This window comes from Nonomuraea sediminis (assembly GCF_018531495.1).
Taxonomy (GTDB): Bacteria; Actinomycetota; Actinomycetes; order Streptosporangiales; family Streptosporangiaceae; genus Nonomuraea; species Nonomuraea sediminis.
Map to the genome: position 1 here is coordinate 1,386,709 of NZ_JAHDTI010000001.1, position 24,201 is coordinate 1,410,909.

A 24,201-nucleotide genomic window follows, 5' to 3' on the forward strand; every position below is an offset into this window, starting at 1 on the left:
CAGCAGGAGGATGACGGTGGTTCATGCGCGGCTTTCGTCCGAGTTGTGCAGGCACCAGGCGTAGAGCGCGTCGTAGACGAACAGCCCGCGCTCCAACAGCCGCGCGTCGTCGGCCTCGACCAGTGGCCCCGCCTCACCTATGGCGCGCAATGCCGCGCCGAAGGGGTGGGAGCCGACCTCGGTAGCGATGTCGGCGGCGTGCACGATCTGGGCCAGGCAACCGAGCCCCGGCCGATCGACCAGGCCGTACTGGTCGATGAGGACTTCGAAGGTGCACTTGCCGTCACGGTGGTCGTAGTCGGCGCCGGGCGCGTCGAAGGAGTATCCGCCCAGCTCCCGAGCGGTGGCCAGGACTTGGTCGGCTGGAACGTAGACGATCTCGGCGTCGTGGTCGATGAAGCGGCGGATCAGCCAGGGACAGGCGATCCGGTCGGTCTTGGGCCGTGCGCGGGTGGTCCATTTCATGACGGGTCTCCGGTGGGGAGCTGGACGCGCCGGAAGATGCGCCACAGGGTAAGGTCGTAGATGCTCTTGGTGACCCCGGCGATCAGGAACGGCAGAGCCAGGCTCAACGGCTGGAGCAGTCCGGCGAGCACGGGACCCGCGGGGCGGGTGACGTACCGGGCGGTGTTGGTCAGTGCCGCCGTCGATGTGCGTTCCTCAGCGGGGACCATGGCCATGACGTAGACCTGACGGGTGGGCACATCCATCGACGACAGGCAGGCCCGGGCCAGCAGCAGGGCCGCCGCCAGCCCGAACGAGGGCGCGAAGGCGACGCCGATCAGCAGGAGATTGCTGGGCAGGTGGGTGAAGACCATCGTGGGCAGCAGCCCGATCCTGGCCGCGATGACGGGAGCGAGCAGGAAGGAGGCGGTCTGCAGCACGGCGATCCCGGCGAACAGCAGGCCGATGCTGGTGGTGTCGGCCTGGTAGCGGACGCTCAGCCAGTAGGCCAGATACGCCTGCACCACGAATCCGCCGGCCAGGCTGTCGACGGCGAACAGGGCGGCAAGCCGTACGACTTCTGGACGCGGCCGGACCGGCGCGGACGTTCGAGGAGCGTGCACCTCGGCGGCGGCGGGCAGTCGCGAGGCCAGCGCCGCTCCCGAGGCCCCGACGGCCAGCAGTGTCCCGCCGAGCAGGAACCGATCGGGTGGGAGCGTGCCGAGCAATGCCCCGGCCGTCCCGGCGGTGGTGGCGACGGCGTTGTAGAGGCCGAAGCCGCGCACCACCTGCCGGTCGGCGACGCCGGTCCCGGCGAGCATGACCTGCTCCAGGGTGGTGAACGGCCCGGATTCGATCACCTCGACCGACATCGCCCCGGACAGAGCGCACAGGCTGAGCAGCCATACCGGCGCCCCGCTCGCGATGAGCGCCCCGCACCCGGCCAGCGCCAGGTACAGGGCGGCATAGGCGCAGCGGCGGCCGATCCGGTCGCCCCACCGGCCCAGGGCCAGGCTGGCCAGTGCGCCGCCCGCCACCACGGCCGTCAGCACCAGCCCCACCCCGGCGGCCGACAGGCCGTCCGCGCGCAGGAGCGTTGTCAGCTGCACCGCGGCCAGCCCGTAGGCCAGGCCGCGCAGGGCCTGCGCCGTGATCACCAGGCGCGCCACCCGCAGCCGGACCTCGCTCACGCGGGCTCCCTGCCCAGCAGCAACCGGCGCCGGATGAACTCGTACAGGCCGTCGAACAGCGGGCCGGTCAGTTCCAGGACGCGGTCATCGCCGCAGACCATCGACAGGCCGCGCAGGACCATGTCCAGGCCCGGCGCCTCGGGAGCGTCGTAGCGCTCGTCGTCGATATCGGCCTCCCCTGGGCGGGGTCGTCCACGAAGACGAACTCCGCCTTGTCGTCGACGTGACGGCGGATCAGCCAGGCGCACGCGGCTCGGTCGATGTGCACCCCGGCACGGGCGGCCCATTTCATTCGGCCTCCTGCATCTGAGTCTCGGTCAGAGCGTGTACGGCCTGCCGGGCGGTCTCGCGCTCGGCGGGCGGGAAGAAGTCCCTGCGGTTGATCCGGCGCAGTTCGGCGCGGAGCCGTCCGGCGGCGCGGGCTCGTTCGCCGGGTGCGGCCTTGGCTGCGGAACGCGCTTGGTCATCACGGCGCGGTACTCCAGGATCCAGGCCGCGCGCATGGCCCTGGCGATCGGGCGCTCCTGCGCGACGCTGGCCGGCTCGGCCAGCCACACCATCGCCGAGCCGTGCGCTTCGAGGATCTCCTCCGCGATCCATTCCAGCTGCTCGCGGGTGCGGGCGTCGGCAGGCAGGCCGGCCAGCCCATCGCCCAGGCGGGCGACGCCGAGCCGCTCGAACTTGCGCCAGATGGCGATCCGCGGCGTGGAAGGCTGCCGGGGAATCTTGTAGGCCGGCAACACCCACTGTCCAGTCACGTAACCATGGTTTCAGCAACCACGGTTACACGGCAATGGCGTCGACCACCGACGGCTGCTCAGGAGGTCTGTGCCCTGCTTGGAGAACATCGAACCGGTCGTCCGCGAGAACGCCCTTCTCATGCACAGCCAGGGCGGGCACGAGCACGAGGACGAACAGCAGGACGACTCCGACGCCTGACGAGGACGCGAAATTGTTTCTTCGACGCGTTCCCGAGCTCGCGGTGGAGTGGGACGACAAAGGGCTGATACTGCGTGACTGCACGCGCCCCAATAAGTATCGGGCCGGTCCGCACGTCTGTCGCCCTGCTCTCGAATATGAGCGAATGGGTGTGCAAGAAGAAATTGCTCGAAGGCATGGCCGACGTCCGCGACTCCGCGCAAATCCTGCGGGAGCTCGCGGACATCGGTCTGGTCGAAGCGCCTCTTATTGGGGGCTGACCAGTCCTGTTTGGTAGGCGATGACGACCAGTTGCGCACGGTCGCGGGCACCCAGTTTCGCCATCGCGCGGCTGACATGGGTGCGCACGGTTGCCGGGCTGAGAAACAACTCGGCACCGATCTCGTTGTTGCTCAGGCCCTGTCCCACCAGGGCTAGTACTTCGCGCTCGCGCTCGGTCAGCACCGCGAGCCGGTCGCCCGCAGCCTGGGCAGCTCTATGGTGCGCGGTGAACTGGCCGATGAGGCGTCGGGTGATCCGTGGCGCGAGCAGCGCGTCTCCGGCAGCGACCACCCGGATGGCATGCAGAAGCTCGGCCGGTCCGGCATCTTTGAGTAGGAAGCCGCTGGCGCCGGCGTGCAAGGCGTCGTAGACGTACTCATCGGTGTCGTAGGTAGTGAGGATGAGGACGCGGACCTGCTCCAACCCGTGCGTCTCGGCGATCTGAGCGGTGGCTTGAATCCCGTCCAGCTTGGGCATGCGGATGTCCATCAGGACGACGTCGGGGCGGGTAGCGCGGGCCCGCTCGACGGCTTCGGCGCCGTTAGTGGCCTCTCCCACCACCGTGATGTCGTCCTCGAGGTCGAGCAGGACCTTGAACCCGGAACGCACCAGACCTTCATCGTCGGCGACCAGCACCTTGATGGCCTCGGTCGATGGTGACGCGTTCACAGGCGTGTCCCTGTCGGCGCGAGGGGCAGTCGTGCGCTGACTTCAAACCCGCCGCCCGGAAGCGGTCCGGCACGGAGTTCTCCACCCAGCAGCTGGCAACGCTCGCGCATGCCGAGGATCCCACGGCCGGGCCCGGCCGAACCATGGATGCTGGCCCCAAGTGCACGGCGGCCCTCATCGGTCACGCGGATCTCCAAGTCCTCGATCCCGGGGTTCAGCGCCACCCCTCACCCGAGTCGGGCCGACGTGGCGGATCACATTCGTGATCGATTCCTGAACGATCCGGTAGGCAGCACCGCCCACCGCGCTCGGCAACGGCGCCACCGGCGAGCTCTCCTCAACCTCTATGTCGAGCCCCGCCTCGCGCGCCTTGACGGCCAGTTCGCCGATCTGCCCCAGCCCCGGGTACGGCACGCGCCCGTCCTCGTCATCACGCAGCACCCCCAGGATGGCCCGCATCTCCCGCAGCGCCCGAGAACTGGTCTGCTCGATCGCGCGCAGCGCCTCTCGTGCCACCTCCGGCTTCTTGTCCAGCACGTGCGCGGTGACACCGGACTGGACATTGATGACCGCGATGGCGTGAGCGACGGTGTCGTGGACCTCGCGCGCGATCCGGAGCCGTTCGGCGTCGACACGCGCCCGCGCTTCTTCCTCGCGCGTGCGTTCAGCCAACTCAGCGCGCTCCAGGGCCTCGGCCGCGATGACCCGCCGGGATCGGACCGACTCGCCAAGGGCCGCACTCATGACCGACGCACCGATCCGGAAGAACACCCACCCGATGGCGGCGCGCGGCTCGATGTCGGCCGCCGCGACCAGCCAGCTGACGGCGAGCACCGTGGTCCCCACGCCGGCCACCACCAGCGACCGGCGCCCGTCACCGTAGGCGGCCAGGGTGTAGAGGGCAACGAACACCGGCACCGGCCACCGACGGCGGACGGCAACGACCACACCACTCACGATCAGCAGGACATAACCCAGGTATCCGAGGTCGGTGAGGGGCCGCGACGCCCCCTCGGCGGCAACGCGAGTCACAGTGCCCTGAACCTGCATCACGGTGACGAAGAGCGCGAGCAGCACCTCCTGCGCCGGCACAGGCAGGCGATGTTTCATGCCGCGATCCTACGGTTCTCACACGAGAGAACCCTCCACCTGGACGCGCGACCGCCCTACCCCGACGAGGGTACGTAGGCACAAGGCATCTACGCAGAACTGCGTAGATGCCGCCACCTCCTGTCGGAGGCCTGGCCGCCTCGAAGGCGCGACGATCGATTCCGCGACCCCCAGGCGATCGCCACTGGCACCTCGTCCGGCACAGGCCGAACCCAATCGCGCTCCGGCTCGCCCAAGACCACGGCACCCGGACATCGCGGGATCCCGGCGCTGAGTGAATTCCCGTCAGCAAGAGATGAGAACGAAGATGCAAATGCAGCAACGTCGATCAACCGCGGCAATCGCCACCCTGGTGTTCAGTGCAATGCTGGCCGTCACGGCGTCGTCGGCAGCCCCAGCGATCGCCAAGACCAACTCCTACACAGCGGCCACGCCCACACCCGCCTTCCCGACGTTCGTGCATCTGCCGGCCGATCAGGCGGCGCATCCGGACGCACGGCAAGAATGGTGGTACGTGATCGGCCACGTCGAGGCCCACGGCCACCGGTTCGGCTACGAGGTCACCATCGGCGGCGGCAAACAGCCACAGGCCATAGTCTCGATCACCGACAAGACCAGCGGCACCTACTACACCAAGAGCCAGAGTTACCCGCTCGACCAGACCACCTTCTCCACCACCGAACTCGACGTCCGCACACCGTCGGCAACGCTGTCCGGGCCGATGGACGAGATGCGCCTGCACGCCACGCTGCCGGCCGGCCAGATCGATCTGACCCTCAGCGCGAAGGGACCCGCGCTGTACAACAACGGGACCGGGCTGATGCCCTTCCTCGGCGGCACGAGCTACTACTATTCCCTGCCCAGCCTGGCGACCCGGGGAACGCTCAAGGTGAACGACCGCACCTACCCGGTGACCGGCCAGTCCTGGCTGGACCGCCAGTGGGGCACCTGGGACTGGAGCACCATGCGGAAGTGGACCTGGATGCCGTTGCAACTGTCCAACGGCGACCGGGTCAACCTCTGGGACCTGTTCGCCGAGGGCACGGAGTTCTCCTACGCGACCGTGCTACGCCCCGACGGAACCCACCAAATCGTCGCGGTGAACCCGCTCGCCGACACCACCTCCGGCTACTGGACCAGCGCGACCACCGGGAACCGGTACGGCACGCGGTGGACCGTGAACATCCCCGCGCTGGAGGCCAGTCTCACCGTTGTCGCCCGGCCACAGGGCCAGGAACGCGTGGGAACCTTCGGCGGCACCTACGAAGGCGCGGCGAGCGTCACAGGGCAATACCGGGGCAAGCCGGTCACCGGACAGACCTACGTCGAACAGAACGGCAACTGGAGATAGCACTTCACCACCTGCCCGGATCAGAACCGCCCGCTAAAGGCGGTTCGGCCGCCCGATCTTCACATCGACGACCTGGACGGATGCCGGGGCCCGGGGCAGCGGTGGAAGGCTGCGACACGAAAAGACGACCTCCGCTGCCCTCAAAACCCAGCCACGATCCTGGCGTGCGTCGGCGCCAGCAGATCAGCGGTCACGTCCCGCGAGGTGGTGTAGATCGTCTCGCGTGAGGCTCTGCTGGTTGACTATGCCGCCAGGAGTTCGGGGTGGCGTTGGTGGGCTTGTCGGTCAGCAGCGCCATGAAGACCATGTCGGGTGGAAGCGCTGGCGACCGACGCGCGCCCGACTAGATCGCAGACCCGTCCAAGCACTGGTCAAGCCTGTGGGTGCCGAAATTGGTGTCACCCTAAGCGACCTGCTCATTCTCATGGATCAGGCCACCGAGGTGATCTCTGCATACCAGCCGAGTGCGAGAATGCCCGACGGGAATCCACAGCACCTCGTATGCCCCCGCTGTCCGAGGGACGCATGCCAGGTCAGAGCAGGTGACACTCTGGCAGGACCCGACCCACCTGCCCGGCCTCTCTTATAAGGAAAAGATAGAGAGAATGCTCTCGCGATAGTGTTCCCTTATGGAGCTACGGCAGCTCGCCTACTTCGTCGCGGTCGCGGAGGAACAACACTTCACGCGCGCAGCCCAGCGGGTGAAGGTGGCGCAGCCAGCGGTCAGCCAGCAGATCATTCGGCTGGAGCGTGAGCTCGGCGAGCAGCTGCTCATCCGGACGCCGCGAGGCGTGCAGCTCACCGGTGCCGGCAGGGCATTCCTGCCGCATGCCCGGGCCACACTCGCGGCCGCACAGAGCGGACGCGATGCGCTTGCCTCAATGCGCGGCCTGCTCGCCGGGCGGCTTTCCGTCGGCACGCTTGTGCCGGCGCCGCAGGAACTGCCGTCGCTGCTAGGCCGCTACCGCCGTGACCACCCTGGAGTCGAGCTGCGCCTGCGCGACGGACACACCACCTCGCTCATCAGCGAGGTCGACGAAGGAACACTCGACGTGGCCGTCATTGGGCTCGGTGCCCGCCAACCGGTGCCCGACAAGGTCGACTCACAGGTGATCAGAACAGAACCGGCCGTCATCGTGGTCTCCCGCGACCACCCGCTCGCCGCCTCTCACTCCGTCCCATTCGCGCAACTCCGCGACGAGCCCATGGTGACCCTTCCGCCGGAAAGCGGGCAACGCATGGCACTGGACGCGGCCGCGCGCACTGCGGGATTCACGCCCCGCATCGCCGCGGAGTCGAGCGACCTGGGGATCCTCGTCGATCTCGCCGCCGAAGGCGTAGGAATCGCGCTCGTGCCACGCTCTGCAGCACCGACGTCAGAACGGCTCGCGATCATCCAGCTCAGCCGGCCGAAACTGACTCGGCGACTGATCTTGATCTGGCAGAAGGACGGCCTTTCACCCGCCGCGCGAGCATTCCTGCCCTACGCCAGAACCACTCTGGCTGACCCAGACGATTCAGTGGAGGTATAGGCCGCCGTCCACGACCAGGGTTTGGCCCGTGACGAAATCCGACGTTGGCCGGCACAGGAAGAGCGCCGCGCCGACGAGGTCCTCGGGCTGCTGGTCGCGTTTGATCGCACGGGCGGAAACGGCCGCGCGGCTGAGCTGATCAAGCACCGCGTCGTGCTCCAGGACGCCCGCGCTGAGGGTGAAGCCGGGAGCGATGCAGTTGACGTTGATGCCGTCGGGGCCCAGTTCCTTCGCCAAGGCGCGGGTGAAGGCGATGATCGCCCCCTTGGAGGTCACGTAGTGCAGTCGGAGCGGAACCCCTAGAAATGGCGTTGCTGACGAGATGTTGACGATCTTGCCGCCGCCGCGCTCGCGCATGTGCGGCACGACGGCCTGGCAGGCGAGAAACATCGAGGCGACATTGACGTCCATGACACGCCGCCATTCGGCAAGGGGAATCTCCGTGAACGGTCTCATCACCAGCGAAGCGAACAGACCCGCGTTGTTGACGAGCAGGTCAATCCCGCCGAAACGCGTGATTGTCTCTTCGGCCATGCGCGCCACCGCATGCTCGTCCGCGACGTCCACCTCGATGCCGGCGCTTTTCTGCGGAAGGGCCTGAGCCGCTTCCTCGGCGCCGTGGAGATCGGCGATGACGACGTGCGCGCCCTCAGCGGCGAGGCCATGCGCGATGGCGTTGCCTATGCCCTGCGCTGCACCGGTGACGATCGCGACTTTCCCCTCAAGTGGGGCGGCGGGACGAGCATCTTGCGACTTTTGGTTGGTCGTCGACATGGCGCAAAGCTAGCCGCCATGTCCGCTATAAGTCCAAGACATGATAGAGCTGGAAGCAAGACCAATTGCTTATCACAACGAATCCGGCCAGTCCCGATGATGCCGAGCGGCCCTGACGCCGGAGTACGCGCCACCCGCGACCGCATCTGGCGCCACCAGGCCCGGATCCACCGTGGTTTCGACCGCCAACGCTGGTGTGACCGGGCTTGTCCGCACCCTCGTGTGGAGCTCGCGCCCATCCGGGTCAACGCGGTCCACCCCGGCGTCATCGGTGAGAGCCCCTCCTGGCGCGACAAAGACCTGACCACCGTCATCGCCCGCACACTGACCAGGCGGCTCGCGACGATGCGCGACATCGTCGCCGCCGTCGCATTCCTGCTGCGCAACCGCTCGGTCCACGGCATCGACTGCGGCTGGCAACTCGTCTGACACAGGGCGGTCCATAACGCCGACGGGTCCTCCCTGGCATGCCGTACGGTGATCAATGGCCCAACCGTTTCGATTGTGGGTGATATGGAAAACACTGGATTGCCTGCCGTGGTGCGGAGTCTCCTCGCGGCGGTGGAGGACCGCCCAGATGACGTGGCTCTCCGCGTTCATGTCGCTGGACTGCTCGTCACCCTGGGGGATCCGGCGGCCGCGTTAGCACACTGCGCCGCCGCGCTCGAGCGCGATCCCGGCAATGCCGAGGCACTCACCGTCCTCTCCAAAGCGACGAACCAGCTGCGGGGAGCACCGGCGGAGGGCGCCCCGAGCCAGTTCGACTGGAGCGCTGCGGAGAACGAGATGGCGGCCATCGTCCAGCCCGCGCTGGTCGAAGACCCCGCACCCCACCCGGACGACGACACGGTGGAGCCTCCCGGCCTGACACTGTCAGACGTCGGCGGGCTTGAAGAGGTGAAGCGGCGTCTGGATGCGGCGTTCCTGGTTCCCATGCGCAACCCGGAGATGCGCCGCCTTTACGGCCGGAGCCTGCCTGGCGGTCTCCTGTTGTACGGTCCCCCAGGCTGCGGCAAGAGTTTCCTCGCTCGTGCGATCGCCGGCGAGCTGGGTGCTCGTTTCTTCACGGTGTCGCTGTCCGACATCCTGGACGTCTGGGTCGGTTCCAGCGAACGCAACCTCCACGAGATGTTCGAGATCGCGCGCCGTAACGCACCGTGCGTGTTGTTCTTCGACGAGATCGACGCGCTCGGGCAGAAGCGCGTGCATCTGCGGACGAGCACCGCGATGCGCGGTACGGTGAACCAGCTGCTGACCGAGCTGGATTCGGTGAAGAGCGCCAACGACGGCGTCTTCGTGCTGGGCGCGACCAACCACCCGTGGGACGTGGACACCGCGTTGCTGCGGCCGGGACGGTTCGACCGCCTGCTGCTGGTGGCCCCGCCCGACGGTCCCGCGCGCGACGCCATCCTGCGGTATCACCTTCGTGATCGGCCGCTCGAAGGCATCGAGATCGCGAAACTCGTCCAGCGCAGCGAGCATTTCTCCGGCGCCGACCTGGCACACCTGTGTGACACCGCCGCCGAGCACGCGATGCTGGAGTCGGTCCGCACCCAGCAGGCGCGGCCGATCCGCATGACCGACTTCGACCAGGCGTTCGGCGAGGTGAAACCCTCGATCGGCCCGTGGCTCCAGGACGCTCGCAACGTGGTGATGTTCGCCGACGCGGCCGGCAAGTTCGACGATCTCCTCGCCTACCTCAGGCAGCGAGGGATGGCATGAACGATGGCCAGAAGGCCCTCCTGACCGCCCGCAGCCTCGTCGAAATGGGGCGATGGCGAGACGCGGCACTGGCCTTGGAGCCGGCGCTGGTCTCGGAGGAGACCGCTTACGATGCGCTCTGCCTTCGCGCTCACTGCCTCCTCAACGCCGGATCCGAGCTGAGTTCCCGGTGGGAGAGGGAAGCCCGCGAGGCGGCGGAGGCAGCCCTCCGCCTGGACCCTCACAGGTCGTGGGCACATAGGCTGATGGCCTCACTCCTTCTGGGGGATCAGCGGTACGGCGCGGCTCTCCGGGAGGCCGCGGAGGCGGCGAGGCTGGCTCCGGACGAGGTATGGACGCTTGACCTGCTGGCGAGGTGCCAGCTGGCGGTCTTCAGGGTCGACGAGGCGCAGCGCACGGCGCAGGCGGCAGTAGAGGCGGACCCGCAGGAACCGATCGCGTACCTCACCCTTGCCGACGTGGCCCGTACCCGCAACGACTGGGCAGCGGCGGAACACGCCTACCGGAACGGCCTCCGGCTCGATCCAAACCATGAGCGCCTGGCCATGGGACTTGCCGACCTGCTGTTTCTGCTACGTCGTCCTCTCGAGTCGGCGACTGTCTATCTCGCGGCCGCTCGCATCAATCCGAGAAATGCCGCACTCCGCAAGGCGCTCGGCGAGATCTGGTGGCAACTCGAAGCCCTCAAACACAAGTGGCAGCTGAACCCCAGATCGATGGACGCCCCAGAGCTCGACCGCCTCGCCGAGCTCATAAGCCCAGCTTGCTCGCCGCCGATCGAGGCGGCTGTCCGCGATCTCCTGAGCGCCGCCTCAGAGGCTCGCGCCGAGGTGGAGAAGCTGCTCGAGCGAGCCCTCGAGGTGTTCGCCAAAGTCGCCAGATCGCTTGGTGCGAAACTGTACAAGAGCGGTGCGTCGCTTAATCCGCTGAAGATATTCGATCATCCCGGGCCGGTGCCCCTACGACCCGTCGAGCGCTTGGATTGGCGCGTTCTGGACATGGAAGGCGACCCTGTCCCCGGTGACGTCTCGGGGTTCGGCCTGGTGGTCACCACGTTCAACTTCGAGGCCGAGCGCACGGCCGACTACGCAGGCGACTTCGATGCGGTGGCCGGCGGGAGCGGAGAGCTACGCGTACAAGACGGCGATGGCTCCGACTTCCATGAGCTCATGGTGGAGATCCGCACCGAAACAACCAGACTCGCCACGGCATATAGCGCGGGTGCCGACGCGTTATCGGCATTTGCCGACAGCGTGAGGCTGGCCAGGCAGCAGGCATCCGGTGCGCAGGTCTGGGCTCGGAACGCGTACCGCCGGCATGAGTGGGCCGTCACAAGCTTCCGCTCCCTTGTGCCTGCGGCGGTTGGGCCGGAAGACGGCGAATGGCGCACCTTGGACGAGTCCATGGCAGAGGAGCTCACCCGGGACATCTCAGATCCGGACACGAAAGAGCGCGCCATCGACACCGCGCGCGAGGCGCGCGAGTGGGAAAGGGAACGCCAGGAGGCCATACGTTCCGCGCTCACCGCGGTCAACATCCGCAGCAAGGCCGAAGCCGACTGCGTAGCGGCGATACGCGCCACACTGCCGATTCCTCCGGCAACCGATCGGCAGCACGACGATTCACCGGCGATCGACAAGGTTCCCGATGCGGCACGAATCTCACACCTGCTCTCGTAGCCGCGCCAAACCTGATCACCCCCCAAGGCGTGCCTCCTGACGCGTCGTCCGACGGCTCGGCATGGTGCTCCGCAAGGCCGGGGACGACCTCCTGCCCGAGCTCGCGCCGCAACACCGCGTCCGGATCCGGCCTCGTCAAGGACACTCATAATCCGTGGGTCGTGGGTTCAAGTCCCACCCGCCCTACTCTCATATACCCCGCCCGACCTGCGATTTCTCGGTTCTCGCGAGCCTCCGACCTCGTTGTCGATCATGGTTGGTTGCTCGGTGGTTGCTCTTGTGTACGGACCGTGTATCGCGGTAGATCATTTAGCAGCTCTGCGGCTGCCGAAAATTACATCCATGCAGTTCAAGCTGCATGTGAGTATTCGTGGAGGGCGCCGCCGAGCCGGTCTCGTCGGTGTATGTTCAGGTCGATGATTCGCTCGGGATCCGTGATCGGATCCGGGACAGTACGCAGCGGGGCCGCTTGGGCCAGAGCTTGATGGGCTCGGTGCTGGTTGTAGAACTGTTCGTACTCGCCCAGGGCGTGCCGCAGGTGGCGTTCGTTCCACAGTAAACAACGGTCCAGCAGCTCACGGCGGCACGACTGCACCCACCGCTCCATGATCGAGTTCATCCGCGGCATCCGGATACCAGTAAGCACCGTCTGGATACCTGCCTCGGCGAGGATCTCGTCCATGACAGCGGGGAACTTCCCATCCCGGTCTCGGATCAGATAGCGCGCCCGGCAGCCCCCATCCTCCAGATCCATCACCAGATTCTTGATCGCCTGAATGACCCAGCACGCGTTCGGATGCGCGGTGACGCCCAGCACTCGAACGCGCCTGCTGGCGTGCTCGATGACCGCCAGGATGTACTGACGGTGCCCATCGAGGGTGACGGCCTCGATGAAATCGCAGGCCAACAGAGCGTCGGCCTGCGAGCGCAGGAAGTCGGCCCACGTGGTCGACGCCCTCTCGGGTGCCGGATCAAGCCCTTCCTGCTTAAGGATCTCCCAGACCGTCGACGCAGCCACCTTGATGCCGAGCGTGGTGAGCTCGCCATGCACTCGCCGATATCCCCACGATGGATTCTCGCGAACCAAGCGCAGGATGAGGACACGAATCGACCGCACCGTGGGCGGGCGACCTCGCCTGTTCGGCCGGCAGGTACGGGCATGACGCCCCTTCGTCAGATCGCGATCCAGCGCAGAACGGTATCCGGGCGGATGAGGAGCCGCATTCGGCGCAGGACTTCACGAGGCAGTGGTGCCAGGAGCGCGGCGAGAAAGGTCCGGTCCTCAGCAGCGAATCTCACCCGGACGTCGGCACCGAGCTGCCGTTGAAGAACGTTGATTTGGTGGCGCAGGGCGAGAATCTCGATGTTCTTGTCCCGATCGCCCATGGGCAGCAACCGCAGCGCGGCGAAGGCGTTCGTGACGGCGAGATAGGCCAGGCGAAGCAGCACGGCCGATCATCATGCCGCACAGATTGTCATTCCTGGTGACGGAAGATTGCCCAGGCCAGAGAAGAATGCCTGCACGGCCAGTGACCTGGCCGGATGACATTTTCGGCAGGCGCAAGGTCCAGGTCGATGACCAGCAGGTTGGAGGGGCCGCAAGCAACACCGACGTTGATGGGCGCACGGCGCCACCAGGCCGCCAGCCGGGCGGGGTGTGTGGTGGCGTTGTGCTCCCAGCGGGTGAAGCCGCGGGCAGGGGTATTTCCCGCCTGGAGTGAGCGGGAAAACGTGCCAGCCACGCCGGGCGGCGCCGGTGGCGGCGGTGAGCAGGTCGTTCATCATCGCACCTTTCGTTTGCGGAGGTCACAGGCTTGATCGGGTGGAGATTCCCCCAACTGGCGGCTTGTCGGATGGCCGGTAGGGCCACCAGCTGGGGGGCGGGGTCAGGCGGCCTCGTAGGTGACCTGATCGCCGCGACAGCTCCAGGGAGAGCACCCGTCAGGTGCGCCTTCCTCGGCGTCGTCGCTCGCGTCGTCGGCCAGGGCGTCGAACAGGTCGATCTGGCGCTGTTTCCATTCGGCGCGGGTGACTTTGTCGATGGGTGCCTGGTCGAGGGGCAACAGGCTGCGGTGCAGGAACGGCTGTTCTTTGATGCCGCGCAAGGTCATCTCGCGCAGGCTGCGGTCGAACGCGACCGCGTCGGCCCATTCGTCGGGGTAGTTGTCACGCAGCTCGCGCCACTGGCGGTTGCCGTGGAAGGGGCAGCCGATACAGGCGCTCTTGGGAGTGTCTGGCCATCCGTGGGTGCGCAGGTAGCGCAGGCAGTCGTTGCGGGTCCAGCCGGGCCGGCCATCGGCGGCGCCGTCCATGTCGAGCAGCGGGAAGGCGTTGCGCAGGTAGCGCACGTGGGCATCCTTGGCTCGGTGGAACTCATCGCGGCTGATGCCGATCCACTGTTCGGCGAACACGGCGGCGGGCACTGGGCGCGGGTGCGGGTAGCCCAGCAGCATCTTCTGCCTGATCGAACGTCAGGTCCGCCACGACCTGACCGCCCAGGGCGCGACCAAGGTCGCAGGGTTGTACGCCGGTCGCCCCGCCATCCCCACCGGCAAGCTCATCCTCGACGCCCTGGCTGGCATCCGGCTGATCTCGGGCACCGGCCAGTCACCCCCGACCATCCCGCAACCCACCGACCTCCAACTCCATCTCCTGGACCTCCTCGACATCGATCCACGAGACCTCCGCTGAAGATCACTCAAGTGCGGAAAACTGGGCTGGCGTGCCACCAGAGGAGGAGACGTGATCAAACCGCTCGTGGTGCTCGACGTCCGCGAACAGGGCCACCTGCTCTTCGCGGCGGCCTTCCATTCGCGCCTGCTCGACTGGCTCTACGACAACGGGCTCAACCCGTACAGCATCTACCGGCTCGAGGTCTACCTTGTGGACTGCCCGTCAGCACGTGTCTACGAGTACGCCAGGGACGAAGACGGACGCCTGATAGTCGACCGCGAGCGTGAGGACGTCAGGCGACGGCCGCCGCGCGACGTGGTCCTCTCAAGCCTGCCGCCAGCTCTTCCCGAGGAGGAGACGTAACCCATTCCCGCGTCGCGGTCACTGTCCCCGCCGGATTGCCAACCCAATCAGCATCCCGAAACCGACTGAGACGCCGAATCCCACAATGAGACCCACCGGGATAGCCACCCACAGCGAGCCGGTTACAGCCCACATCCCATACCCGACCCCCCACATGATGATCAGTCCGATGAACCATAAGACGTTCCGTAAGCAACCCAGCATGAGGGAAGAATCTCAAAGACGGATGAACCGTGCTAGCGCTAGCGTCCTTATGGGTTCATGGATCAAGAAACGGGACACGAGGCCGTCCACATCATGAAGTCATCATTGGACCGGGCACCCCGGCTAACCAGAACACGAACCTAACGAGACACGCCTTTTGCCGCGACAACCTCGGTGCACTGGCGACGCACCATCGCCGTGCCGGTTCCGTTGCGGTCGCGCACGAATACGGGCATGCGCACGAACGCGCCGGGGGTCAGTGAGTCGGTGCGAAGGTTCCCGGTGATTCCCGCCGGAGCAGTTTCGGGCACCGTGCCTTCAACGTGACCTGCCCGCACGCGCAGGATGGGGATACCGGCAGGGTGAGCAACCTCGCGTTCGAGCCGGTCGAGGTGGGCGTAGACGGCTTTGGGCTCCCATCCGGTATCGGCGAAGATGGCGGCGTCGATCTTGGGGAGCCGACCTCGAGCGGACAGCAAGAGCAAGGTGGTGGACTGCACACCCGCGCCGAGGCTGAGCATGCGAAGGGCGGTAGCGTCTGATGGACAGGTAGAGACGTTCATGATCAAGGGCCTTCCTGGTCTGCTGGCTGGTCATGGTGTGGGTCATGCGGCTTGCGCCATCGGGTGGTCCTCGGCGGCGGGCAGGTCGCCCCAGCCGCCCCAGCGCGCACGTCGCCTTCGGGCACGGCATCCACCAATGCCTCGGCCAGCAGCTGGCACGCATGGAGCTCCGCGTCGCCCTGCCGGCCCTCCTGCGCCGCTTTCCCACGCTACGGCTCGCCGTGCCCTATGAGGAGCTGCGCTACCGCGAGCTAGCACCCGTCAACGGCGTGCTCTCCCTGCCGGTGACCTGGTGATCACCATCGACCGGGAACGGCAGGCAAGGTCGGCTGCGGTGGTTGCGCGTTTGCGGGCGGGGTAGGGGGCGCGGACCGGCTGCTCGTACCGCTGCCTTTGCCGTCGAAGGCCCCGACGAGCCGGTGGGTACCTGGCCGAGCCAGGTCGATGGGGTGACCGTCGTACTCCCTGATCGGGGCTCGGGCCGGGCAGGGCCTCCGCCTCGGCAGGAGTACGGGCAGCGAACAGCCAGAGATTCTCAGCGCCGCGTCCACGCCCAGCAGCCGCGGCGCCTGCCGTCCGGTCATCGTGACGGCGACGCCGTCTCAGTGCGGCTGACGGACCAGGCCCGTGCCAGCTGCACCATGCTCACGCCGAACATCAGCACCCCGAGCGGCACGTGCAGACTCTTCACGTGTGCCATGCCCAGCGCCATCTGGGCCAGCGTCATCATCAGCATCCCAGCGGCGCGCACGATGGCGCCTATCCGCCGTGACACCAGCGCGGCGATCAGGCACAGCAGGACGGTGACCACGACACCGGGGGCCGTGGCACGGTGCGCCGTCCAGCCGCCGGGCGAGGCTAGCAGCAGCCCGGCGGTCACCGCCTGGAGCAGCAGGGCAACGGTCTGGGCGGTGACCGCGATGCGCAAGAACATGATTCTTCCTTAGCAGGTAGAGGGTCGGGCAACGACGGCGACAGTGACGATGAGGACGAAGGCGCGGTCAGGGTGCGGGACGGCTCTTGGCTCTGGAAGACCTCGGTGGAGCCGCCAGGGCAGGCCTGGGCCAGCGGCCGCTCACGGTCGGGGCGGGCGGCCTTGCGTACGTTCCGTTCATGCCGAACGCGCGGGTCACCTCGGCCGGTACGGGAACCCGGAGCGCTGCTGCTCGGGAGCGCGGTCGCCACGGTTCTGGAGTACGAGACCGACGTGCCGCAGTTCTCGGTAGGTTTCCCGCACGCCGGTTCGGCGAGGGGTCAGACTCCGGCCTGTTCTTCGAGCCTGGCTCCTGCGGCCGGGGTCGGCTTCGATGCGCGGCGTCCGGGCATCCACCAGTTGGCCTTGCCGAACAGCTCCATGACGGCGGGAACCAGGATCATCCGGACGATGGTGGCGTCGATGAGCACGGCGACGGCCATGCCCAGACCTCCCTGCTTGACGGCGATGTCAGGGCCGAGTAGGGAGGTGGTGAAGACGGCGATCATGATCGCGGCGGCGGCCGTGATGACCTTGGCGGTCCCTGCCAGCCCCCGGGCAACGGCCGTGCGGGTGTCGCCGGTTCGCTCGTATTCCTCACGGACCCGGGAGATCAGAAAGACCTGGTAGTCCATCGACAGGCCGAACAGGACCGGGAACATCATCATCGGGACCCAGGTCGTGACCGGCATGGCGGCGGGAAAGCCGAGGGCGGGGCCGAACCATCCCCATTGGACGACCGCGACGATCACACCGTAAGCGGCGCCGATGGACAGCAGGTTCATGACCGCGGCCTGCAGGGCGATCGTGACCGACCGGACCAGCGCAATCAAAAGGACCATGGAGATCGCGATGACGACCGCGATCATCAGGGGCAGGCGGGAGCCGGACTCCTCCGCGACGTCGATGGTGGCGGCGTTCGGGCCGCCGACGAGGACGTGCCGGCCGCCGGGTGCGCTGGGCAGCACGTTGTCGCGGAGCTTGTGCACCAGGTTCGCGGTCGCCTCATCCTGGAACCCGGTCGCAGGGAAGGCGATGAAGGTGGCGGCCTGCCCATCCTTACTGACCCGAGGTGGCGTGACGTAGGCGATGCCGTCGGTGTTGCGGACCGCTTCGACGACGGGACTCAGGTCGGCGTCGGTGGAGTCGACCTGCGTGGTGAAGATCAGCGGTGCGCCGTAGCCGGGCCCGAAGCCTTCGGAGAGGATCTTGTAGGAGGTGTAGCTGCTCCTGTCGTGGGGCTGAACGCTGGCGTCAGGCTGGCTCAGCCGCATGGACAACGTGGGTGCGGCCAGCACCAGCAGAACCGCGCCGGCCAGCGTCGCGGCGATCATCGGCCTGCGCTGCACCGTGCCGGCCCAGCGCTCGGCGGGGGTACGGCGCTGCCGGGACGGACCGGTGACGGACTGGTTGCCGCGCGGCGCGCGACGGGGCAGGCGCAGCGAGTTGATCTTGTAGCCGGTGAAGCCCAGGAACGCGGGCAGCAGGGTCACCGCGGCGATCATCGTCACCAGCACGATCATCGACGTGGCAACGGCCACCCCGGTCATCAACCGCTGTCCCATGACCACCAAGCCGAGCAACGCGATCACGACGGTGACGCCGGCGAACAGCACCGCGTGACCGGCAGTGGTGAGGGCCTTGACCGTGGCGCTCTCGGGGTCATCGCCCTCCTGCAGGCTGTCCTTGTACCGGGTCACGATGAACAGGGCATAGTCGATGCCGACCCCGAGCCCGATCATCGCGCCGAAGACCAAGGTGAAATCCGGCCCGGGAACCAGGTACCCGACCAGCTTCATCAGCGCGAGGCCGGCCACGATCGCCAGGAGGGCGGTCACGATCGGCAAGCCCATCGCCACCAGCGAGCCGAAGGCGATGAACAAGATCACCGCTGCCGCCAGGAGGCCGACGCTTTCGGCCGGACCTTGCGGGGGCGTCTCGGCCTTTTCCGCCATGTACCCGCCCAGGCCAAGCGTGACGCTGTCGTCGGAGGCCGCCTTGACCATGTCCACCAGGGGCTTGACCTCGGTCTTGTCCACCTCCTTGTCGCTCAGCGGGATCGTCGTGCGGGCGATCCGACGGTCCGCCGTCACCAGGCTCTTGTCGTCATACGGCGACGTCATCGGTCCGGTGACGGCAGAGTCGGCGAGCCCGGCGAGGACCTTCTCGATCTTCTGCCGGGCGGCGGGATCATCGATTCCCTTGTCCGCCTTGATCGCGAGGGTCAGCGTGTCGCCTTGCTGCTCGGGGAAATGCCGCTCGATCAATTCCTGCGCCTTGGCGGATTCGGAGTTTCCACCGGTGAAGTCGTTGTCGGGGGCTGCGCCGTACCCGAAGCCGACCAACGCCACGGCGATCACGCCGACGATCCAGGTGAGCAGGACCAGACGGCGGCGCCGATAGCAGAATCGGGCCAGCCTCGCCAGGGCTCCATCGGTATGGGAAGTCTCGGTTCTCAATTCTTCTCCTCAAAGTCGTTCTATTCATCGGGCTAGGTCCATCCGGAAGTTGGCGGTTGGACCTTCAGGCGATCGTGATCTGGCCGTCGATGACCTTTACTGGGATTTCGATCAGCGATGCGCGCGCCGGCCCTCCGGTCACCTGACCGTTCTCGTCGAAGGTCGAGCCGTGGCAAGGGCAGCGAAATCCGGGGCCGACGTAGGAGATCGGGCAACCCTGATGGGTGCAGGTGGCGTTGAACGCCAGGAACGTGTCCGGGGTCGGGCGCAGGAGATAGGCAGGTGCCCCATTCGGCGCGGTGAAGGGTTTCGCCGACCCGGCGGCGATGTCGGCGGCGGCAGCGATCACCGGCCCTGTGCTCGCCGAGTCCCTCGGGGAGGTCACGGGGCGCCGGGCGAGTGCCAGCGCGCTCCCCGCGGCCACTCCGACAGCGGTCGTCGCGGCCGCGATCAGACCGCCCCGTAGCGCGGTACGGCGCTTGATGTCGTCCTGTACGGCAGTCCTCTCATCCGGCGTGCCGCGCGTCGGTAGACCGAGTTTGTGACGCACCCTCGCCTGCAGCCAGGCGGTCAATGACAACACGGTGCCACCGAGAAAGGCGCGCAGCGGCAGCAGCGCCCGGCGCATCATCTTCATGCGGCAGCCGAGGTGATCATGAAGCCGGTGCACATTTCATCGCTTGAGCCGTCACCCCAGACCACGTATCGCGGTGGGAGTTTGCTCAGCGCCGGCAGTTGCTTCCGCAAAGTGGCGTCGTGAGTACAGGTGACCCGCAGCGTATCTCCTGGCTTGACGTCGACAGGGGTGGGCAATGGCCAGGTTTTCTGATTGTCGAAGTCGAAGTTGGGGACGTCGAGCAAGGTCTGGGCCTGGGCGGTGCCGGGATTGAGCTCGACCTTGATCGAGCGCCCGAGCATGTGCATGTGTCCCAGCGCCGCGTACACCGTCATGGGCTGCCGTATCGGATAGTCACAGCGCTGGGTGTTGCCGGGCATCGGCTTGCCCTTGCCGCAGAGTTCCAGCAATTGCTGCGCGATACCCCCGACCCTGTCACCGAAGCGCTTGGTGACATCCGCGACCGAGGCGGCGCGGTCGCACAGCACACCGGACTCCCCACTGGCGCAGGGCAGTTCGATCGGCGCCTGCAGAGGGAGCGTGCGCAGGGGTTTGGTGGCCGCCGTGCCGTCGGTCAGTCGCAACCGGACGCTGGACCGGTCCGTTTCGCCCGTGCGGCCGTCCGTGGCCAGCAGGTTGTAGTGCGCCTGAACGACGATCAGGCTGCCGGGCTTGACGGGGAAGCCGACATCCTGCTTGAGAACGCTTTCTGTGCCGTTGGGGGTCCACGCGCTGGCGTAGGTTCCCGCTACTCGGCCCAACCCGGTATCGCCGAAACAGGTCCAGCCGGGGCCCTGCGTCTCGGCGTCCTTGGCGTGCGCCCGTGCTGCGGCCTCGGGTGCCACCACCTGGACGACGGCGTGGTGCACGATCTTCGCATTCTGGGGCTGGAAGAGGGCTCCGGTCAGGAACATCGGCTTGGTCACGTGTGGATCGATCAGCAGGCACCGGTAATCATCGGTGCCGCCATGGGGAGCGGACGGCGTATACGACTCCGGCATGGTCAGGTTGACGAACCGCTCGCCGGTTCGCAATGGCTGCGAGGCCGCGGGCGAGGAACTGCCATGGCCATGGTGCGGCGCCGGGTCTGCCACAGAATCCGCGGAGTCCGACGCGCAGGCGGCGAGCCCCATCACCATGGCCACCGAACCCGCTGCCAGGGCAGTCATACGCTGGTGCCTCATCCGTTTCCTCATGATGACCTTTCGTGTCTGGCACGGGCACGCCCATCCGGCGGAGAACTGTGCTGCGGGTGAAAGCGCTAAGCACGACACGCGTCCAGCTGACGGGCTGCCCTCATGGAGGTGTTCGCAGGTCTTTCGCGGACTCCATCGTCGCGTTGCCGAGCCGCCGTGGGCCTCCGGCAACGGGCGGCAGCGCCTACGCAGGTCTGTGTAGGCGCCTCGTGCCCGGCTACATCCGTCGTCGTAGGCGCTCGCGCAGCTGGGCGGAGTGTTCTCGCGGACGGGAACCGTAGGATCGCAGCATGGAACACCGCGTGATGTCGTTGCGTCTGCCGGCGCAGGCGCAGGACGTGTTGCTCGCGCTCTTCATCACCGTGATGCAGGTTCAGGGCACGATCGTCCGCAATACCGGTGAGGTGGTGCAGCGCCCCCTCACCGACCTCGGAAATCTGGGATTCGGCCTGCTGATCGTGAGCGGCGTGGTCGTCGCCGTCCGCCGCCGATGGCCGGTGCTGGTGTTCGTCACCGCCGCGCTCGCCAGCTCGGTGTACTACAGCCTTGACTTCCCGGACGGGCCCGGCTGGCTCGGACTCTTCGTCGCCCTGTACACCCTCGCCGCCTACGGTGACGGGCGCCGGTCGCTGGTGATCGCTGGTGTGGGCACCTCGATGCTCACCGTCGTCTGGCTGGTCGCCGCTGCCGACATCGAGCCACGCGCCGCCATCGGGTGGGTGTTCTTCCGGATCGGCGCGTCGGTCATGAGCGCGGCGCTCGGCGAGTCCGTTCGGTCCCGGCAGGTCATCGCGACCGAAGCTCAGGAGCGCGCCGAGTTGGCCGAACGGACGCGCGATGAGGAAGCGCGAGCGCGGGTCGACGCCGAAAGGCTCCGGATCGCGCGCGAGGTCCACGACACCGTCGCGCACGCCATAGCGATCATCAACGTCCAGTCCGGTGTCACCGCGCACGTGCTCGACAAGCGGCCGGACGTGGCGCGCGAGGCGCTGCGCGCCATCGAGCAGACCAGTTCCCGGGCGCTCCAGGAGATGCGGGCCATCCTCGGGGTGCTCCGCGACGACAACGGCAACGACGACGGGCGCGAGCCGTACCCAGGTCTGGGGCAAATCGACGAGCTGGCCGCCAAGGCACGTGAGGCCGGGCTCGAGGTCGAGCTCGAGGAGACCTCGCCCGCGGCCCCGTTGCCCAGCGCGGTAGGGAGCGCCGCCTACCGCATCGTTCAAGAATCGATCACCAACGTGGTCCGCCACGCCGGTCCCACCAGGGTGACGGTCGCGCTGAACCCCGGGATCGAGGCCCTGGAGATCCGCGTGACCGATGAGGGAAGCCGTGCCGCCCCAGGCCATCACTCAGCGGATCCGCGCCCAGCGGGTCGCGGGATTCTCGGCATGCGCGAACGCTGTCAGCTGCTGGGCGGGGAGCTCCACGCCGGGCCGCTTCCGGGCGGCGGGTTCGAGGTCAGGGCACGACTGCCCCTCGCGCTGACCGGGGCGCGCCTGTGAACGCGGCCGCCGGCTCACCGTTGACCGACGCTCCGATCAAGGTGCTGCTGGCCGACGACGAGAGGCTCGTGCGATCCGGGTTCAAGGTCCTGCTCGACCTCGAGGAGGGCATCACGGTGGTGGGCGAAGCTACCAACGGCGCCGAAGCCGTCGAAAAGGCTCGCGCCACCCGCCCCGACGTCGTCCTCATGGACATCCGCATGCCGAAGCTGGACGGGATCCAAGCCACCGCCCAGATCACCGGGACGCGCGGGTTGGAGCAGGTGCGAGTCCTCATCCTCACCACCTACGACACCGACGAGTACGTCCTCGACGCGTTGCAGGCCGGCGCCAGCGGCTTCCTGCTCAAAGATGCCGGACCGGCGGAGCTCCTGCACGCCATCCGGGTGATCGCCGCCGGCGAGGCGCTGCTAGCGCCGCGGATCACCCGGCGCCTCATTGGCCGGCTCACCGCTCGACGAACAGTTGCCCGGGTCGCGGAGGACCGGCTCGCGGTGCTGACTGATCGCGAGCGCGAGGTCCTGGCCCTGGTGGGGCAGGGCCTGAGCAATCACGAGATCGGCGCCGCGTTGTTTCTCAGCCCGGCCACCGCGCGCACCCATGTCAGCCGCGCGATGGCGAAACTGGAGGCGCGCGACCGTGCGCAACTGGTCTTCATCGCTTACCAAACAGGACTGGTCAGCCCTGGCATGTAAGGCAGGCAACGCCCGCGTTCGCGCAGTGCCTAGCAAGGGCAGCGACCGGAAATGATCACGGGTCGGCGTTTGGACGCTTCTGCCGGTTGGATAGGTCGATCACGGTCGATCCTGTGGGTGCCAAGAACTCGGTCACCCTATGCGACCTGCGTGTATTCGTGAATCAGCCCACCTAGGCGGTCACGTCGGATGACCTTATATCACCCTCAGCAGGGTCAGGAAGGGCTCGTAGCGGAGCCGCCTGGCCCAGGGAGCGATGTGGGCGATGCTCATTGAAATGGGTCTCGTAGGCAGCCAGCACGAGTCGTAAGTGGCGGGTGTTGACAATGAGAATCCGATCGAGAAGTTCGCGGCGCAGGCCGCGGATCCAGCGTTCGGCGAACGCGTTGGCGCGCGGAGCTCGAGGCGGTGTCTTGATGATGAGGATGCCCTCAGCCGTGAAGAGTTCGTCGAACATCGCGGTGAACTTCGTATCCCGATCGCGGATGAGGAACCTGAACCCCTCCGCCCTGTCCCCCAGCATATTCGACCTGGTGAGATCCACCATGGAACGGCTCGACCTGCGCGAGGCGGTCGCAGACGCCTCCAACGGCGACCAGTATCTGGTCACCGACATCAGCGGTCCGCGTTTCCACATGAACGACAGTGGCTTAGTCCCGGTGTATCTGCGGACCACCGGCGATTCCGAGCGTCTGAGGCCACTGATCGAGCTGCAGATCATCTGCACCAGCCGCGTGGATGTGCGCCCGGTGAACCTGACGGGCGGCGAACTGCAGGGCACAGCGTACGCATACGGTTCAGGACGCGTGGCCGGTCTCGACGCGCTCCTGGTCTTTACCGAGGACGACGACAGCGAACAGTTCATAGTCCGGCTCGCCGACGGAGCGGGCACCGTGATCGACTTCACCGCTGACCGGGAACGGCAAGAGCTTCTTCCGCATAGGCCCGACGCAGATTAAGCGACACTCTGGTCGACGTCGCTGCCAGCCTTCGCTGGCTTCCTCCGATACTTCTCGGGCATCACCGCTGCGTGGCCATATGCGGACAAGATTTCCGTTTCGGCGGCGTCTGCGTGGAAACCGCGTAGGCTCGGCGCCTCAGTTCACCGTGGATGCGCCGGTGGGCCCCAGCGGGGATTCTCCGCGGCCATGCGCAGGATCAGGGCCTTGACCCCAGCCGCGGTGGATGGCCGTCCGGGACGGCGACGGTTGCTGTAGTCCCACTTCATCGCCACGAGTTTGCGGTGCCAGGCCAACAGGGTGACTGGGGTTATCGGGAAGATC

Annotated in this window: 28 protein-coding genes and 2 pseudogenes; 12 read left to right on the forward strand and 18 right to left on the reverse strand. The window is 67.1% G+C overall.

Going from position 1 to position 24,201, the window contains the following annotated elements:
- Positions 1–21: 21 nt before the first annotated feature.
- From KIK09_RS06385 to KIK09_RS06400, 5 genes and pseudogenes are all read right to left on the reverse strand, one after another.
- Positions 22–465 carry a chromate resistance protein ChrB domain-containing protein gene (locus KIK09_RS06385; protein WP_214317661.1) on the reverse strand — a complete coding sequence of 148 codons (444 nt, stop codon included), beginning with the start codon at positions 463–465 and terminating at the stop codon, positions 22–24.
- Entirely contained in the window at positions 462–1,634 is a 1,173-nt protein-coding gene (locus tag KIK09_RS06390) for an MFS transporter (RefSeq protein WP_214317662.1), read from the reverse strand. The genes KIK09_RS06385 and KIK09_RS06390 overlap by 4 nt, the downstream gene beginning before the upstream one ends.
- Entirely contained in the window at positions 1,631–1,882 is a 252-nt protein-coding gene (locus KIK09_RS06395) for a chromate resistance protein ChrB domain-containing protein (protein WP_214317663.1), read from the reverse strand. The genes KIK09_RS06390 and KIK09_RS06395 overlap by 4 nt, the downstream gene beginning before the upstream one ends.
- A pseudogene (locus tag KIK09_RS60520) lies at positions 1,864–1,926 on the reverse strand (chromate resistance protein ChrB domain-containing protein); the annotation flags it as partial. The pseudogene KIK09_RS60520 and the gene KIK09_RS06395, both read right to left, overlap by 19 nt.
- 25 nt (positions 1,927–1,951) lie before the next feature.
- Positions 1,952–2,392, reverse strand: a complete 441-nt coding sequence (locus tag KIK09_RS06400; protein WP_214317664.1) for a Chromate resistance protein ChrB — start codon at positions 2,390–2,392, stop codon at positions 1,952–1,954.
- 318 nt (positions 2,393–2,710) lie between these two features.
- Here KIK09_RS06400 and KIK09_RS58970 point away from each other — a divergent pair, with 318 nt between their 5' ends.
- Entirely contained in the window at positions 2,711–2,833 is a 123-nt protein-coding gene (locus tag KIK09_RS58970; RefSeq protein WP_275955997.1) for a hypothetical protein, read from the forward strand.
- Here the strand turns inward: KIK09_RS58970 and KIK09_RS06405 are convergent.
- Together KIK09_RS06405 and KIK09_RS06410 are read right to left on the reverse strand one after the other, a co-directional pair.
- Positions 2,820–3,503 (reverse strand): response regulator transcription factor, encoded by a 684-nt coding sequence (locus KIK09_RS06405; RefSeq protein ID WP_214317665.1) that lies wholly within the window; start codon positions 3,501–3,503, stop codon positions 2,820–2,822. The genes KIK09_RS58970 and KIK09_RS06405 overlap by 14 nt on opposite strands.
- A 174-nt stretch (positions 3,504–3,677) precedes the next feature.
- Positions 3,678–4,613 (reverse strand): sensor histidine kinase, encoded by a 936-nt coding sequence (locus tag KIK09_RS06410; RefSeq protein ID WP_214317666.1) that lies wholly within the window; start codon positions 4,611–4,613, stop codon positions 3,678–3,680.
- A gap of 274 nt (positions 4,614–4,887) precedes the next feature.
- Here KIK09_RS06410 and KIK09_RS06415 point away from each other — a divergent pair, with 274 nt between their 5' ends.
- Positions 4,888–5,964: a lipocalin-like domain-containing protein gene (locus tag KIK09_RS06415; protein ID WP_214317667.1), complete on the forward strand. Its 1,077-nt coding sequence runs from the start codon at positions 4,888–4,890 to the stop codon at positions 5,962–5,964.
- 629 nt (positions 5,965–6,593) lie between these two features.
- Positions 6,594–7,496: a LysR family transcriptional regulator gene (locus KIK09_RS06420; protein ID WP_214317668.1), complete on the forward strand. Its 903-nt coding sequence runs from the start codon at positions 6,594–6,596 to the stop codon at positions 7,494–7,496.
- On the opposite strand, the gene KIK09_RS06425 is transcribed toward KIK09_RS06420, so the two are convergent.
- A complete protein-coding gene (locus KIK09_RS06425; RefSeq protein ID WP_214317669.1) occupies positions 7,482–8,270 on the reverse strand; it encodes an SDR family NAD(P)-dependent oxidoreductase in 789 nt (262 codons plus the stop codon). The genes KIK09_RS06420 and KIK09_RS06425 overlap by 15 nt on opposite strands.
- Before the next feature lie 222 nt (positions 8,271–8,492).
- Here KIK09_RS06425 and KIK09_RS06430 point away from each other — a divergent pair, with 222 nt between their 5' ends.
- From KIK09_RS06430 to KIK09_RS06440, 3 genes are all read left to right on the forward strand, one after another.
- Positions 8,493–8,699 (forward strand): Rossmann-fold NAD(P)-binding domain-containing protein, encoded by a 207-nt coding sequence (locus KIK09_RS06430; RefSeq protein ID WP_214317670.1) that lies wholly within the window; start codon positions 8,493–8,495, stop codon positions 8,697–8,699.
- Between the two features lie 84 nt (positions 8,700–8,783).
- Positions 8,784–9,992 (forward strand): ATP-binding protein, encoded by a 1,209-nt coding sequence (locus KIK09_RS06435; RefSeq protein ID WP_214318061.1) that lies wholly within the window; start codon positions 8,784–8,786, stop codon positions 9,990–9,992.
- On the forward strand, positions 9,989–11,671 hold the full coding sequence (locus tag KIK09_RS06440) for a tetratricopeptide repeat protein (protein WP_214317671.1): 1,683 nt from the start codon (positions 9,989–9,991) through the stop codon (positions 11,669–11,671). The genes KIK09_RS06435 and KIK09_RS06440 overlap by 4 nt, the downstream gene beginning before the upstream one ends.
- A gap of 349 nt (positions 11,672–12,020) precedes the next feature.
- On the opposite strand, the gene KIK09_RS59920 is transcribed toward KIK09_RS06440, so the two are convergent.
- The 4 genes from KIK09_RS59920 to KIK09_RS06460 form a co-directional block, all read right to left on the reverse strand.
- Positions 12,021–12,722 carry an integrase core domain-containing protein gene (locus KIK09_RS59920; protein ID WP_214317672.1) on the reverse strand — a complete coding sequence of 234 codons (702 nt, stop codon included), beginning with the start codon at positions 12,720–12,722 and terminating at the stop codon, positions 12,021–12,023.
- Between the two features lie 122 nt (positions 12,723–12,844).
- On the reverse strand, positions 12,845–13,120 hold the full coding sequence (locus KIK09_RS06450) for a hypothetical protein (RefSeq protein WP_214317673.1): 276 nt from the start codon (positions 13,118–13,120) through the stop codon (positions 12,845–12,847).
- 26 nt (positions 13,121–13,146) lie between these two features.
- Positions 13,147–13,413, reverse strand: coding sequence for a bifunctional DNA primase/polymerase (locus tag KIK09_RS60525; protein ID WP_214317674.1), 267 nt, complete (start codon positions 13,411–13,413; stop codon positions 13,147–13,149).
- A 144-nt stretch (positions 13,414–13,557) separates the two neighbouring features.
- Positions 13,558–14,124 (reverse strand): hypothetical protein, encoded by a 567-nt coding sequence (locus KIK09_RS06460; RefSeq protein WP_214317675.1) that lies wholly within the window; start codon positions 14,122–14,124, stop codon positions 13,558–13,560.
- A gap of 67 nt (positions 14,125–14,191) precedes the next feature.
- Here KIK09_RS06460 and KIK09_RS06465 point away from each other — a divergent pair, with 67 nt between their 5' ends.
- A complete protein-coding gene (locus KIK09_RS06465) occupies positions 14,192–14,362 on the forward strand; it encodes a hypothetical protein (protein WP_214317676.1) in 171 nt (56 codons plus the stop codon).
- Between the two features lie 51 nt (positions 14,363–14,413).
- Positions 14,414–14,707: a hypothetical protein gene (locus tag KIK09_RS06470; RefSeq protein WP_214317677.1), complete on the forward strand. Its 294-nt coding sequence runs from the start codon at positions 14,414–14,416 to the stop codon at positions 14,705–14,707.
- Between the two features lie 344 nt (positions 14,708–15,051).
- Here KIK09_RS06470 and KIK09_RS06475 read toward each other — a convergent pair whose 3' ends face one another.
- The gene (locus tag KIK09_RS06475) at positions 15,052–15,432 is read right to left on the reverse strand and encodes an adenine nucleotide alpha hydrolase family protein (protein ID WP_214317678.1); all 381 of its coding nucleotides are present in this window, start codon (positions 15,430–15,432) and stop codon (positions 15,052–15,054) included.
- Between the two features lie 137 nt (positions 15,433–15,569).
- Between KIK09_RS06475 and KIK09_RS06480 the strand changes: the two are divergent.
- Positions 15,570–15,770 (forward strand): annotated as a pseudogene (locus KIK09_RS06480) (cytochrome P450); the annotation flags it as partial.
- Between the two features lie 284 nt (positions 15,771–16,054).
- On the opposite strand, the gene KIK09_RS06485 reads toward KIK09_RS06480, so the two are convergent.
- The 4 genes from KIK09_RS06485 to KIK09_RS06500 all read right to left on the reverse strand — a co-directional run bounded on the left by KIK09_RS06485 (position 16,055) and on the right by KIK09_RS06500 (position 20,691).
- Positions 16,055–16,408 carry a hypothetical protein gene (locus tag KIK09_RS06485; protein WP_214317679.1) on the reverse strand — a complete coding sequence of 118 codons (354 nt, stop codon included), beginning with the start codon at positions 16,406–16,408 and terminating at the stop codon, positions 16,055–16,057.
- Positions 16,409–16,728: 320 nt separating this feature from the next.
- Positions 16,729–18,906, reverse strand: coding sequence for an MMPL family transporter (locus KIK09_RS06490; RefSeq protein ID WP_214317680.1), 2,178 nt, complete (start codon positions 18,904–18,906; stop codon positions 16,729–16,731).
- A gap of 64 nt (positions 18,907–18,970) precedes the next feature.
- The gene (locus tag KIK09_RS06495; RefSeq protein WP_214317681.1) at positions 18,971–19,543 is read right to left on the reverse strand and encodes a QcrA and Rieske domain-containing protein; all 573 of its coding nucleotides are present in this window, start codon (positions 19,541–19,543) and stop codon (positions 18,971–18,973) included.
- A complete protein-coding gene (locus KIK09_RS06500; RefSeq protein WP_214317682.1) occupies positions 19,540–20,691 on the reverse strand; it encodes a monooxygenase in 1,152 nt (383 codons plus the stop codon). Before KIK09_RS06500 ends, KIK09_RS06495 begins: the two co-directional genes overlap by 4 nt.
- A gap of 317 nt (positions 20,692–21,008) precedes the next feature.
- Between KIK09_RS06500 and KIK09_RS06505 the strand changes: the two genes are divergently transcribed.
- Positions 21,009–22,223, forward strand: a complete 1,215-nt coding sequence (locus KIK09_RS06505; RefSeq protein WP_250572536.1) for a sensor histidine kinase — start codon at positions 21,009–21,011, stop codon at positions 22,221–22,223.
- Positions 22,220–22,918 (forward strand): response regulator transcription factor, encoded by a 699-nt coding sequence (locus tag KIK09_RS06510; protein WP_214317683.1) that lies wholly within the window; start codon positions 22,220–22,222, stop codon positions 22,916–22,918. Before KIK09_RS06505 ends, KIK09_RS06510 begins: the two co-directional genes overlap by 4 nt.
- 172 nt (positions 22,919–23,090) lie before the next feature.
- Here the strand turns inward: KIK09_RS06510 and KIK09_RS06515 are convergent, their stop codons facing one another.
- Positions 23,091–23,465 carry an integrase core domain-containing protein gene (locus KIK09_RS06515; RefSeq protein WP_214317684.1) on the reverse strand — a complete coding sequence of 125 codons (375 nt, stop codon included), beginning with the start codon at positions 23,463–23,465 and terminating at the stop codon, positions 23,091–23,093.
- On the opposite strand from KIK09_RS06515, the gene KIK09_RS06520 reads away from it, so the two are divergent.
- The gene (locus KIK09_RS06520) at positions 23,464–23,877 is read left to right on the forward strand and encodes a hypothetical protein (protein ID WP_214317685.1); all 414 of its coding nucleotides are present in this window, start codon (positions 23,464–23,466) and stop codon (positions 23,875–23,877) included. The two genes, KIK09_RS06515 and KIK09_RS06520, sit on opposite strands and share 2 nt — an antisense overlap.
- The last annotated feature ends 324 nt before the right edge of the window (positions 23,878–24,201 follow it).